Source organism: Ruegeria arenilitoris, assembly GCF_013030265.1.
Lineage (GTDB): Bacteria > Pseudomonadota > Alphaproteobacteria > Rhodobacterales > Rhodobacteraceae > Ruegeria > Ruegeria arenilitoris_E.
On record NZ_WPZQ01000003.1, the window covers coordinates 57458 to 70372 of the forward strand.

Below are 12915 nucleotides of genomic sequence, written 5' to 3' on the forward strand. Positions count from 1 at the left end.
ACACTTCATGGGACGCATTCAACTCAAGTCCGTGACTAAAAGCTTCGGCGATGTAGAAGTCATTCCACCACTGGACCTGACAATTCAGGATGGCGAGTTCACCGTCTTTGTCGGCCCGTCAGGTTGTGGGAAATCTACGCTATTGCGCCTGATCGCAGGGCTGGAGGATATCACTTCGGGATCTATCGAGATCGACGGTACAGACGCCACGGATGTACCGCCCGCAAAGCGCGGGCTTGCGATGGTGTTCCAATCCTATGCACTTTATCCGCACATGACGGTCCGCAAGAACATCGCCTTTCCACTGCGTATGGCGAAGCTGGATCAAGCCGAAATCGATAAACGGGTCGAAGGTGCGGCGCAGGTCTTGAACCTGAGCGATTATCTGGATCGAAGACCCGGTCAACTATCTGGTGGTCAGCGCCAGCGTGTAGCCATCGGTCGTGCTATTGTGCGCGAGCCAGCCGCGTTCCTGTTCGACGAACCGCTGTCAAACCTTGATGCGGCTTTGCGGGTCGGGATGCGACTGGAAATCAGCGAACTACATGAACGTCTGGCGACCACCATGATCTACGTCACCCACGATCAGGTTGAAGCCATGACAATGGCTGACAAGATTGTGGTGCTGCAGGCCGGCGTAATCGAACAGGTTGGCACCCCGCTGGAACTGTATCGTACACCCCGGAACCTGTTTGTCGCCGGATTTATCGGGTCGCCGAAAATGAACTTTATTGAGGGTGAAGAGGCCGCGAAACATGGCGCCCATACTATTGGTGTGCGCCCCGAGCATATAGCGGTTTCTGACAGTGAGGGGACATGGTCCGGCGTCGTTGGTGTATCGGAGCACCTCGGATCAGACACGTTCTTCCATATCCACGAAACTGATCTGGCCGATACGATCACCGTCCGCGCAGATGGCGAAGTTGGGTTCCGCCACGGGGACCGCATTCATCTGACACCGCGTACAGATGTGATCCACCGGTTTGACGCGAAAGGCTTGCGGATCGAATGACACGTCTGACAGGCAAAACCGCCCTGATCACCGGGGCCGCGCGAGGCATCGGGTTGGCCTTTGCCAAAGCCTATGTGGCCGAGGGCGCTCGTGTCGCCATCGCCGATATCGACATCCAGCGCGCACAGGATGCGGCTGCCGAGATTGGTAAGGCTGCTATCGCCATCGAGATAGACGTGACCAAGCAGCAGAGCATAGACGAAGCTATCGCAAATACCGTCAGCCGTTTCGGTAACATCGACATTCTGATCAACAACGCAGCCATCTTCACTGCTGCACCAATCGTTGAGATTGATCGGGCCGACTACAACCGTGTGTTTGACATCAACGTCGCTGGCACGTTGTTCACGATGCAGTCCGTCGCTCGCCACATGATCGAACACGGAACCAAAGGCCGGATCATCAATATGGCCTCGCAGGCTGGTCGAAGGGGAGAGCCTTTAGTCGCTGTATACTGCGCCAGTAAGGCCGCAATCATATCCCTGACTCAATCGGCAGGCCTGAATTTGATTTCTCATGGGATCAACGTGAACGCGATTGCCCCAGGCGTTGTTGATGGCGAGCACTGGGACGGCGTTGATGCGTTCTTCGCTAAACACGAAGGCAAGCCACTCGGACAGAAGAAGCGGGAAGTGGCGGCTGCTGTTCCTTATGGCAGAATGGGCCGCGCCGAGGATCTGACCGGGATGGCGGTTTTTCTGGCTTCTGATGATGCCAAATACATCGTCGCGCAAACCTACAATGTCGATGGCGGAAATTGGATGAGCTGATGGGTCCTGTTGCGAACTCAAAATCTCCGGTTCGGCTGCGGCGCGATAGCTTTATAGACCTGCCGCCGACTGTAAGGACTCCGACCTATGTGTCCTCGGATTTGTCACCCGGTATTGTCCATATCGGAGTTGGTAATTTTCACCGCGCGCATCAGGCTTGGTATCTACACCAACTGATGCAGCAGGGTCTGGCCCATGATTGGGCGATCATCGGAGCAGGTGTGCGAGCCTATGACGCCGAGATGCGAGAGAGGTTGCTTGAGCAGGATTGTCTCACAACGCTGATCGAACTGGATCCAAGTGGGATATCCGCTGAGGTGATTGGTTCGATGACAGACTACCTGCCGATAGAGGAGGGCAACCCCACGCTGATCCTCAGAATGGCCGATCCATCCATCCGAATTGTTTCGCTAACCGTAACCGAGGGCGGGTATTATCTGGATGCCAACACTGGCGCTATCAACTTAGCTCATGATGATATCCGTCATGACGCGGAAAACCCTGACCAGTCTCGCACAGTGTTTGGTGCTATTGTTGCGGCACTTAGGCAGCGTCGGGCGAATGAGGCGAAACCGTTTACTGCTCTGAGCTGTGATAATCTTCAGGGCAACGGGGAGATCCTGCGAAACTGCGTTGTTGGGTTGGCACGTATCTCAGACCCTGAACTGGCTGACTGGATTGACCAGAACGGAGCCTTCCCCAACTCGATGGTAGATTGCATTGTGCCCGCAACGACTGATCAAGTGGTCTCGCAATGTGATGCAATTGGCATCGATGACCGTGCCCCGGTCTCGCACGAGAACTTTCGCCAATGGGTGATTGAGGATGATTTCTGTGCTGGGCGGCCGCAGCTCGAAAAGGTTGGAGTAACCCTGACCGACGATGTTCACAGCTATGAGACTATGAAACTGCGCATTTTGAATGGGGGTCACCAACTGCTCGCCAATGTCGGGGAAATTCTGAATGTTCCAACGATTGCAGACTGTATGCAGGATCAGGATATCGTAGTATTCTTCAGGAAAGTTCAGGCCGAAGAAATATTGCCTCATGTCGAAGCCGTCCCCGGAACCTCGGCGGAGCAATACCTAGGGTTGGTTGAGAGGCGATTTGCAAACACAGCGATTCACGACACAACCCGCAGGGTCGCGTTCGACGGATCCGCGCGTCATCCAGGGTTTCTAATTCCGTCGCTGCGCGATGCACTTGAGGCGGGTTCTTCGGTAAAAGGGCTCGCGTTGGCCGAAGCTTTTTGGTGCCGGATGTGTGCGGGTGTTCGTGAAGATGGTTCTGAAATCGCTCCCAACGATCCCCAATGGGAGAGCTTGCAAAAAGCAGCGTTGGCATCGAAAGCTGACCCAGAGCTTTGGCTCGAGCAGCGCCGGTATTACGGAGACTTTTGCCGCAGTGCACAGTTTTCCGCTGCCTTTGCGTCCTGGCTGACCGCAATATGGCAGAATGGCAGCCGGGCGGTCATCGCTGATTATGCCACTAACGGCACCAATTCACGCTAATCGAATATGCAAAACGCGATCAATCACGTAGTCATCCAACGTATTCGACCGTATTCGACAATCAGAACAATAAAGTACTCGGCCCACAACCAATGCGCTTGTAGTAGGCCTTTGCATACCGACCTCTGAGCTCGTTCTCAGCGCCACAAGCACCTGGCACACTTAAACCGGCCATTCGCACCGTGAGCAATGACCATTGGGAACCAAACAACAAAGTCTCATAACAACGCGAGCGTTTCTGCCCGATACAATTTTGCCAAGGCCACATCAGAGTTGCCTCCGTTTGCTTTTACCAGCCTCAAACCGCTACTGGAACTTCCTGGAAATCGATCCTCTTAAATTCTGGCAATTGCGAGGATCGCCCCAGGAACTTTCCTTCGTGCAAATCCCTCAGGCTTCGCTCTTGGGTTTGCGGCGACCAAATTTCGAAGTGTTCCGAGCGACCACCAACCAATTATCATTGGGATACGATCTGTTGCGTGTGGCGGGCCAAGTTCATGGCGGTGGAAAACTTAACAGATCAGGTCTATTCTTTGGGTATTATAAAAATCGCGCGCGCTCGTGATGGATAAGGCCCGGCAGCGCCAAGTGCGAAGCAGTCAATCTATGAGAGACCGGCAAAAACATGGCGCTTGAGGACCCCTTCACAGACCTCAAAATAGAAACGCAACGAGCTGGGTTTTATAAAGGATACAGCTTGCCGATTGCATTGGTGAGCAAGTTTTCGGTTTCGCTGCTGGTGCTTTGGGCACTGGTGTGGCCATTATCAGCAAACGATACATTGCGATCATGGAAGTCCGGTTTACTGACCGAATTCAACACCTTCTACAACCTTTCGGTCGGCCTGTTTGTAGTTTTCCTTTTACTTGTCGCGCTCATTCCTGCAACCGGGCGAAAGCGGCTCGGAGCCGAAGGAGATATGCCCGAATTCTCGAACTTCTCCTGGTTTTCAATGATGTTTGGTGCGGGTCTTGGCGTGGGTCTTATGGTTTATGCAACCGCTGAACCGCTTGGGCTGTGGGAAACCAATCCATTGACTGTATCCGGGATAGTCACACCCAAGAGTGAGGAGGCGATTGAAGGAGCTTACCGCTACACGTTTTTGCACACCGGTTTTCACGCATGGGCAATTTATGTGGTCACCGGTTTGAGCCTTGCCTACTACGCCTACACCCGCGGAATGCCCCTGACTATCCGCACCGCACTGACTCCGTTGCTCGGAGAGTATTCCAACGGTTTTGCAGGTCATGTGATCGACATACTCGGCGTCGTGGCGACGATACTCGGCGTGGCGGTAACCATCGGCTATGGCGTTTCGCAACTGGTGGACGGAGCCTTTCTGATTACCGGCGCGAGCTGGCTCGTGGAAAATCCGCTAACTACAATGAAACCCTCGACCGCCGGCCTGATCACGGCGTTGTTGGTGGTCATGATCATGTCGACACTGTCTGCCGTCTCTGGCGTGGGACGCGGTGTCAAATACCTGTCGAATATTAACCTCTTGTTGTCTTTGGTTTTGTTGGCCGTATTCATTGTTTTTGGCTCATTTGGATTTGCCGCAACAACCTACGCTTCGGCTCTGGTCGACTACATCAAAAACTTCTTCTCTATGAGCTTTCAAGCCTACCGTCCGATTTCGGAGGTCGAGTTTGCATCAGTATTACCGGCTGAGGCTGCCCCATTTGTCGGAGAGTTATTCGCTGGTGCCACAGATGCCTGGGGAACGAAGGCAGCCTTTCTTGAAGGTCTGAGCAACGATGCCGCTGCTCTTTCCGACGCGGCCAAAGCTGCGGCTTACGACGCGGGCACGCAAGGACGATTGTTTGAATGGCAAGCCGGATGGACAACTTTTTATTGGGCTTGGTGGATCGCGTTTTCACCCTTCGTGGGTCTTTTTCTGGCGCGTATCTCTAAGGGCCGAACAGTGCGCGAGTTCATTTTTGGCGCGGTCATTGCGCCGTCGCTGGTTTGCTTCGCATGGATGGCCATTCTGGGCGGTGCCGCCATCGATATGGAGCTAAATGGGGATGCGAATGGGGCAATCCTTGCCGCATCGACGACATCGACACTGTTTGTCACGCTGGGTGCAATGATCTCGGGCAACTTTCTCACGATCATGAGTGTCATGTGTGTGCTGTTGACAATGACATTCCTGGTTACGTCAGCCGACTCTGGCATCCTTGTGATGAACACGATCATGTCCGGTGGGTCTGAAGACACCGGCTTGCTTCATCGTATTATCTGGGGCGTTCTTCTGACCCTTGTCATTGGAACTTTGCTTATTGCGGGTGGCGGCGGACTAGAGGCTTTGACCAATTCGATGATCATTGGCGCGCTACCGTTCAGCGTTGTGTTGCTGCTCATGTGCGTCTCTCTGGCCAAAGCGATGATCAACGACCTGCGTCGGCTGAACCACGAGGCGCAATCAGAGGGGTCGCCGGGCTCGCAATAGCCCGTGGTTAGTCCTTGATACTTCCGGCTGCGTTCATCCAGGGATCGAGCGGATTTCAAAGTGTTTTGGAAACATTGACTGCAGTACAAACAGGCAGATTTTCAAAGCCTCCTCGGGTTTGAAAATCTCAGAGTGCAAATGGTAGTCGGTCCAGAGCCCTTCCAACAAAGCAATCAATGCGTCTGTTGCAAGTTTAGCGTCGACGTCCTCGTGTTCACCGTCGCGCTTTATTTGCTCCAACAGCTCCAGGATCACCGTGCGGAAGCGTTTATCTCGCGAGTCGATAAATGGAAATATGTGGGGGTTCGATAGCGCTTCGGCCCGGAACGAAAACCAGATCGCAACGTCCCGCGCATTTAGGACCAACGGGTCGAAATCTGCCTTTAAGATAGAAATCAGCTTCTCAGCAGGGCCCAACTCTGGATTATCAGCGATTGCCTTCCACTGTCCCGCATAGCGCGCCGATAGCTCCTCTGCTACCGCAAGCAGCAGCTTCTCTTTCGAGCCAAAGTGCAGGTTCACCATTCCCCGCGACAACCCTGACAGTTCCTGGATTCTTGCTGAAGTTGTCCCTCGAATTCCGTATTTATGGATGGCGTCTGCTGCCGCCTGGATCAGCTGCTTTCGGTTCTGCAGCTTGCTCAGATCTCGGGCATTGGTTGGGATATTGGGCTCGGCAGAAATGTCAGTTTCCTTTGGTGATGTACTTGCCTTTTGCTTTTCGCATCTAGCGAAGCAGAAGTTCAAGGATTGACATTGAATGAATGTTTGTTCATTTTGTGATTTATGTTACATTGTGGTGCCGCATGACCCTTTTGAACTCGGACTTTCAGTCTGTACGTGACTGGGACAACAGTCATTTCCTGCATCCATGGGAGGGGATGTCGTACCTAGGCCAAAATGAACGAACCTTTGCCGAAAGCGGTCTTGGTATCCACGTCGTGACGGAGGACGGAAAGCGCCTGATAGATGGACCCGCAGGCATGTGGTGCGTTCAATTGGGCTATGGAAACACCGAGATTGCCGATGCGATGGCCCAGCAGGCGAAGGAGATGGCGTATTTCTCGCCCTTCAATAACGCAAACTCGGCACCGGCCAGGCTAGCACATGAGATTGCGAAAAGAACACCGGGTGACCTGAACCATGTGTTTTTCACAACTGGCGGCTCAACGGCAGTGGATAGCGCGTTAAGGTTTGTGCAGTTCCGTAACAATTTGTTGGGAAAACCTGAAAAGAAAATCGTGATCTCACGCCAAAAAGCGTATCACGGTTCGACGTATCTGGCCGCCTCGGTATCTGGCAAAGAGCGCGACAAAGGGTGGTTGGATCAGGCAAGCCATCTGGTGCGTTTCCTGCCGAACGTGAACCCGTATACACGCAATCACGATCAGACGATTGATGACTTTCTGAACGAAAAAGTTGCTGATCTCGAGAACATGATCCTGCAGACCGGGGCAGACAAGGTCGCTGCTTTCATCGCCGAACCAATCCTGTGTTCGGGTGGGGTCATCGTACCTCCGAAAGGGTATCACCAGCGTTGTCTTGAAATCTGCCGGAAGTATGATGTCTTGTACATCTCAGACGAGGTCGTGACCGGATTTGGGCGACTTGGACATTGGTTCGCATCTGAAGATGTCTTTGGAATTCAACCCGATATCATTACCTGCGCCAAGGGGATGACGTCTGGCTATGTCCCCATGGGGGCCTGTATTATCTCTGACCGTCTGATTGCAGATGTGAGCGGAGAAAACGCACAGGACGCTACGTTTTCAAACGGTTTCACCTATTCAGGCCACCCAGTAAGCGCAGCTGCAGGTTTGAAGACCATCGAAATCATGGAGCGTGACGGCATTCTGGAGCATGTCCGCGCGATTACGCCGCTGTTCGAAGAGCGTCTTCAAGCTCTGTCAAACTTACCGCTGGTCGGCGACGTCCGTGGTATGGGTCTGGTTGGCTGCGTTGAGTGTGTTGCGGACGCCCAGGCGGACAACCTTTTGGATCTGGATAAATCCGTTGGCGCATTAATTGACCGGCATTGTCAGGAGAACGGGCTGATCTTGCGGCCGATCATCAATATGTGTGTGTTTTCTCCGCCGCTGATCATCAAGGAAGCCGAGTTGAATCAGATGTTTGACATCCTTGAAAAAGGCATCCGGCTGGCAACCGAAGACCTGACGCGCCAAGGCGCATTCAGAAACTAGAGACGTTGTCGAAGCCGCTTCGCAACCTTGTTCGTTGCGAAGCCTTTCCTTTGCACAGCAACTTTTAACCAGCGCGCATTGCCTCACGGGGCAATTTGATCGGGAACCTGGACCGAACCTCTTCATCCACCTTGCTGCCAAAGTAATTCGGATAGTGATTGGATAGGATATCATCCACAACGGACCGGCTCCGCTCGAACATGTCCTGACGACCGGCCTTCTCCCAAGTATCTGTCAATTCACGGTCCATCAGGGCCGGATAAACATACTCGGTTTCCATGTATTCCAGGGTCTGCGCGTTGCCGAGGAAATGGCCTGGTTCGATTGCGCATTCATGGATGACGTCAACAGACAGCGTGTCGTCACTCACTTCGATCCCGCGAAGCGTTCGTGAAATCATACCGGCGGCCTCGTTGTCGATGACCATGGACTCGAAGCTACAGCCCATCAGGCTGCCAAGCATCCCGCCAAATTCGCAAAGCCGGTTGGCCCCTGCATGAGCCGCCAAAGCGAAAGTTAACGCCTTTTCCAGACCATACTGTGCATCAGGTATCTTGGAATCCGTCATGCCGCATCCGACACTAGTCGGCAGATTGTAAAAATTGCCCATCTGGATCGCCGCCGCCGAGATCAACGCCTGCTCACCACTGCCACCTGTAAATGAACCAGTGCGCAGGTCAGTAATAAATGGCCAGGCCGCAAAGACAACCGGAGTCCCCGGATTGATCAGGTTGGCGATGGCCACGCATGACAGGGTCTCGGCCACAGCTTGCGCCAGAGTACCAGCCAATGGCGCAGGCGATGTCGCCCCGGCCTGCGGCGGAACGGCCAGATCGCAGACAAGGCCCATCTTTGCCGTATCAATCAGAATTTCCAGATTTTCGCGCCCGAACCGAAGCGGGGAGACGATGGGACAGCCACCAAAAATCACAGAGGGCTTTTCAAGGAACTTGCCCTCCCCACCCGATGCCAGATCGAATAGATGAATAGCGTCTTTAATGTGCTCACGCGTGCGGAATGTCAGACAGGATGGTTTCTCACTGCCCGCAAGAATGGCATAGAGCATGCTCATGTCATGCTCGTAGTCCTGAGGCACATCCGTTGCCAGAACCGTATCACCGGTCATGTGAATGTTGTCGAGCCGGTCAACCAGACGGGTGAAATCGTAGATGTCCTTGAGGGTTGATGGTCGGTAACTGCGCGTTTCCGCGTCGAACGTTGTCACTGCCGTGCCGGAGTTTGCGTAATACACCTTGTCCTTGGTGCAGTGCATGTCGTCCTTACCAGCTCGCGATCCGCGTGCATGGACATAGAATTCGCTGGCGGACTTGGCCAACAGGTCTTCCATCAATGCCCGAGGAAAGCACAACCTGCCATGCTCGTTCACCGTCGCCCCTTTGGGCAGCACGAGTTCAAGAACTTCCGGCGTGGGATCCCCTACCCCAGTACGTTCCAAAATGTTGAGGGCCGCCTCGTGAATGCGCGACATGTCCGCGTCTGAAAGTGGCCTGTATCGCCCACCAGAAATGCCCGGCCAGATTGCTTGCGAGGCGGCGTTACTGTTCCGCACTGCGGCTCGTGCTTCGCGCCCGCCCCCGCGCCGTCGTGATCTGCGCTGAGTTAACTCTGTCATGTTTAGTCTCCGAATTCTGAGCGTGTCAGATCATGCTGAAATAGTTGCGATAGAAACCGGGAATGCTCCATTCCATCTCGGACAGTGGACCCGGGACGAAATGGTATGAATTCACGCCTTCCTGATTGTGCCGGATGATCCGTTCGTCATCGAGCGATGTGACATGCCAGAGCCATGTCAGGGCCTCCTTATCGTAATCTCGACCCTCTTCCGCGTCGCCGCGCACGTACCAAACGATCTGAATATCTGTTTCTTGCAGGGCGCGTGGGACGAACCGATACCCAACCACGTGATCTGCGTAGACGAGGAAATAGTTGAGCGTCCCGATCCCCAGATCGGTGGCGCCGCCATCGTGACCTTTCAGTTCACCCAATGGCGGTGCCAAGGGTGCGCCATCCTTGCTGCCAGTCGAATAGCCGGGGAACAGCGGGTAGCGCCGCCAATAGACATCTGAGCCCGGTGCGACCGCGTTTTCTCCGGTCAGGTCCAACTCCTTTGTGGGTATTCTGGCTTCTTTCATCCGCTCATGAAGCGCCCCGCTGAACTCCAAAACCTGGGCGGGGTCTTTCAGGGAGTGGCTGCGTGAATAATCCTGATGTGACGGCGCGCAGTGGTAGCATTCCAGGTAGTTCTCAAGGGCCAGTTTCCAGTTCGCTGGAACCGGGTAAGACGCCTCATGAGCAACCTTCAGGTTTTCAAAGTCGAACGGTTTTGAAAGCGGAGACAGCCTCTCCAAGGCAGTATTCAGCGGCGGAGCGTCTTCAGCAGCGCAGACAAAAATCAAACCCTGGAATATTTTCACCTGTACCGGAAACAACCCGTATCGGCTCGGATCAAAGTCCGGGCCCATCGACCGCCCGTTTCTGAGCTTACCGCTCAGGTCAAAGGTCCACGCGTGATAGGGACAGATGAAGTTTCGCGCCTTGCCTTTCTGTTCAATGCAAATGCGAGATCCCCGGTGGCGGCAGACATTCAGATGCGCGCGCACCTCGCCTTCGCGATCCCGAACGATAATGATGGACTCCGGGCCGTAATCGAACAGGAAATAGTCGCCGGGTTCAGCGACCTGACTGACATGGCCCACCCAGATCCAGTTGCGGTTCCAGAACGTACTGATATCGTTATCGTATACCGCCTGAGACGTATAGAAATGACGCGGCAAGGCGAACCCCTCCCGCTGCGCTTCCATCAAGTCGCGCATAACTTGCAAGTCATCTTTTGGCATAGCGCACCTCACACAGGTTCAAGGGAAACGAGTTCCCGGCGGAAAAATTCGCGGTCGATATCGCCCTCATCGCGTTCGAAATTCCGGGCAGCCATGTGACCCGAATATACAGCGTCCGCAATCAAACCGGGGTTTGCGGCATCTCCGATCAATTCCAACGTAGTCAGCGGGCTGTCGGACAAACCTCGAAGCTCATCATAAAGGCTGGTTTCGCGCGCTCGCTGCGTCACCAACACCACAGAACCGCATCCTATGGTCTGCTCACGTCCCGTGTAGACGCATTGCACGGTCGCCTGACCTTGCCCCACTCGGTCCAAGGTATGAGACAGGACCAGTTGAACGCCCCTTTCCAGAAGACTGCGTTGCACTCTGGTTTGTTCCAACGTTAACTCAGTAAACGGCGAAACCATTGAGGCTGGGGTAACAAAGACGACCTCACGTCCAGCCTGGGCCAGATGATCCGCCAATACGCCACCGAGGTAGCCTTGATCATCGTCGTAGATCAAAATTGGACCTTCCCCTGGCATTCCCCCTGACATGATGTCGTCGGGAGTAAATATCTGAGCGCCAGAACCGACTGATATGCCCTGAAACGCAGACTTCCCGCGGCCATCTCGGCGCCACGATGAACCAGTTGCTACAAAGACATTCGGAATGCCCAGCTCGACAACCTCGTTTGCTGACAAACGGCTGTCGGTGAATAGCTGCACGTTCCCGCGTTGTTGAAGGTCATAAACCCTATGGTCTATCACGCGTTTCCATGCGGATAGCCCGGTCAGGCTGGATTCTTGCAACACACGCCCGCCAAGCTCTTGCTTAGTTTCCGCCAGAGTTACCTCATATCCCCGGCGCGCCAGTTGCATGGCGCATTCAAGCCCCGCGGGACCACTGCCAACAACAAGCGCAGTTTCCTCTTTCCCCCTTCTTTCTATGATCTCAGGATGCCATTTCCGGCGCCACTCTTCGCCCATCGTCGGGTTTTGGGTACACCGGATGGGGACGCCGAGAGAGTCGGATGAAACGCAGATATTGCAGCCGATGCACTCGCGGATTTCTTCGATGCGACCTTCCTTGATTTTGTTGGGAAGAAACGGGTCAGCAATGGATGGTCGCGCCGCGCCGATAAAATCAAGAATGCCTTTTTTGACCAATGACACCATCAAATCCGGAGAGGTAAGGCGCCCGACGCCCACCACTGGCTTGGAAGTCACCTGTTTGACGAATTCGATGTATGAGGTTTGAAATCCGTCTCGAGGTTCAAAGCGGGTCGTTGCGGAGTCATTGCTCCAATCCGCGACGTTTACATCCCAGAGATCTGGCAGTTCTGCCAGCAGTTCGACAACAGCACGACCTTCTTCCTGCGCCTGCATCCCATCGGACCCGAGCATTTCATCAACTGCAAACCGAAGGGCTATGGCGCAATCGTCCCCAACCTCTTCTTTGGTCTCTTCCAGAAGTTCTCGTGTTAGCCGCACTCGGTTCTCTAACGAGCCGCCGTATTCATCCGTCCGGTCATTGAACTGCGGCAGCAGAAAGTGGTGCGGCAGGGTCATGTGATGGCCGGCATAGACATAAACAATATCAAAGCCAGCTTCGTGCGAACGTCGGGCGGCCGCGCGGTGCCACTTACGGAACTCGCGAATGTCTGCCTTATCCATGGCACGGGCCTGCTTGGGGTACACAGTTTGCAGGGCGAGCTCAGACGGGGCCAGCAAAGGTGCGCGGCTCAGGTGGTTTTGGGCATGATGACCATTATGCGCCAGTTCAATCGCCGCCAATGACCCTTTCTCGTGTACTGCTTCGGTCATCAGACGCAGCGCCGGAACATCCCGCTCATCCCAGATCCGGTTTTCAGCATAAGGGGACAGGTCAGACGTAGGGTGAATCTCCGTCTCTTGATTGGACACAACAGCCCAACCGCCTTCGGCCTTCATCGCCCGCATGGCCGCTTCGGCCTGAGGTCGTAAATGCCCCAAACCGTTGCAGTGGGGAACCTGATAGAACCGGTTTCGCGCCGTCACTGGCCCGATCTGAACCGGTTCGAAGAGAACAGAGTATCCGTCAGCGCCTGACATTGCCGCGCATCCTCCAGAAAGTCGGAAATCGTTTCG

Annotated in this window: 9 protein-coding genes; 5 read left to right on the forward strand and 4 right to left on the reverse strand. The window is 54.4% G+C overall.

Annotation, left to right across the window (positions count from 1 at the left end; genetic code table 11):
- The first annotated feature begins 7 nt into the window (after positions 1-7).
- From GOX61_RS05525 to GOX61_RS05540, 4 genes are all read left to right on the forward strand, one after another.
- Positions 8-1012 carry an ABC transporter ATP-binding protein gene (locus tag GOX61_RS05525; protein WP_170331929.1) on the forward strand — a complete coding sequence of 335 codons (1005 nt, stop codon included), beginning with the start codon at positions 8-10 and terminating at the stop codon, positions 1010-1012.
- Positions 1009-1782, forward strand: coding sequence for an L-iditol 2-dehydrogenase (locus GOX61_RS05530; protein WP_170331930.1), 774 nt, complete (start codon positions 1009-1011; stop codon positions 1780-1782). Before GOX61_RS05525 ends, GOX61_RS05530 begins: the two co-directional genes overlap by 4 nt.
- Positions 1782-3293 (forward strand): mannitol dehydrogenase family protein, encoded by a 1512-nt coding sequence (locus GOX61_RS05535; protein ID WP_170331932.1) that lies wholly within the window; start codon positions 1782-1784, stop codon positions 3291-3293. The genes GOX61_RS05530 and GOX61_RS05535 overlap by 1 nt, the downstream gene beginning before the upstream one ends.
- A 625-nt stretch (positions 3294-3918) precedes the next feature.
- Positions 3919-5745: a BCCT family transporter gene (locus GOX61_RS05540; RefSeq protein WP_170331934.1), complete on the forward strand. Its 1827-nt coding sequence runs from the start codon at positions 3919-3921 to the stop codon at positions 5743-5745.
- 33 nt (positions 5746-5778) lie between these two features.
- Here GOX61_RS05540 and GOX61_RS05545 read toward each other — a convergent pair whose 3' ends face one another.
- Positions 5779-6429, reverse strand: coding sequence for a TetR/AcrR family transcriptional regulator (locus GOX61_RS05545; RefSeq protein ID WP_367646948.1), 651 nt, complete (start codon positions 6427-6429; stop codon positions 5779-5781).
- A 122-nt stretch (positions 6430-6551) separates the two neighbouring features.
- Here GOX61_RS05545 and GOX61_RS05550 point away from each other — a divergent pair, with 122 nt between their 5' ends.
- The gene (locus tag GOX61_RS05550; RefSeq protein WP_170331936.1) at positions 6552-7946 is read left to right on the forward strand and encodes an aminotransferase; all 1395 of its coding nucleotides are present in this window, start codon (positions 6552-6554) and stop codon (positions 7944-7946) included.
- A 64-nt stretch (positions 7947-8010) separates the two neighbouring features.
- On the opposite strand, the gene GOX61_RS05555 is transcribed toward GOX61_RS05550, so the two are convergent.
- Genes GOX61_RS05555 through GOX61_RS05565 form a run of 3 tightly spaced genes read right to left on the reverse strand, consistent with a single transcriptional unit; the run spans position 8011 to position 12879 of the window.
- Complete coding sequence (locus tag GOX61_RS05555; protein ID WP_170331938.1) at positions 8011-9579, reverse strand: trimethylamine methyltransferase family protein; 1569 nt, start codon at positions 9577-9579, stop codon at positions 8011-8013.
- Between the two features lie 25 nt (positions 9580-9604).
- The gene (locus GOX61_RS05560; protein WP_170331940.1) at positions 9605-10804 is read right to left on the reverse strand and encodes an aromatic ring-hydroxylating oxygenase subunit alpha; all 1200 of its coding nucleotides are present in this window, start codon (positions 10802-10804) and stop codon (positions 9605-9607) included.
- An 8-nt stretch (positions 10805-10812) separates the two neighbouring features.
- The gene (locus tag GOX61_RS05565; protein ID WP_170331942.1) at positions 10813-12879 is read right to left on the reverse strand and encodes an FAD-dependent oxidoreductase; all 2067 of its coding nucleotides are present in this window, start codon (positions 12877-12879) and stop codon (positions 10813-10815) included.
- Between the last annotated feature and the right edge of the window lie 36 nt (positions 12880-12915).

What these genes read in the sequence shown, in the direction of transcription:
- GOX61_RS05525 (WP_170331929.1), top strand. Translation starts at nt 8, where the DNA reads ATGGGACGCATTCAACTCAAGTCCGTGACTAAAAGCTTCGGCGATGTA.
- GOX61_RS05530 (WP_170331930.1), top strand. Translation starts at nt 1,009, where the DNA reads ATGACACGTCTGACAGGCAAAACCGCCCTGATCACCGGGGCCGCGCGA.
- GOX61_RS05535 (WP_170331932.1), top strand. Translation starts at nt 1,782, where the DNA reads ATGGGTCCTGTTGCGAACTCAAAATCTCCGGTTCGGCTGCGGCGCGAT.
- GOX61_RS05540 (WP_170331934.1), top strand. Translation starts at nt 3,919, where the DNA reads ATGGCGCTTGAGGACCCCTTCACAGACCTCAAAATAGAAACGCAACGA.
- GOX61_RS05550 (WP_170331936.1), top strand. Translation starts at nt 6,552, where the DNA reads ATGACCCTTTTGAACTCGGACTTTCAGTCTGTACGTGACTGGGACAAC.
- GOX61_RS05555 (WP_170331938.1), bottom strand. Translation starts at nt 9,579, where the DNA reads ATGACAGAGTTAACTCAGCGCAGATCACGACGGCGCGGGGGCGGGCGC.
- GOX61_RS05560 (WP_170331940.1), bottom strand. Translation starts at nt 10,804, where the DNA reads ATGCCAAAAGATGACTTGCAAGTTATGCGCGACTTGATGGAAGCGCAG.
- GOX61_RS05565 (WP_170331942.1), bottom strand. Translation starts at nt 12,879, where the DNA reads ATGTCAGGCGCTGACGGATACTCTGTTCTCTTCGAACCGGTTCAGATC.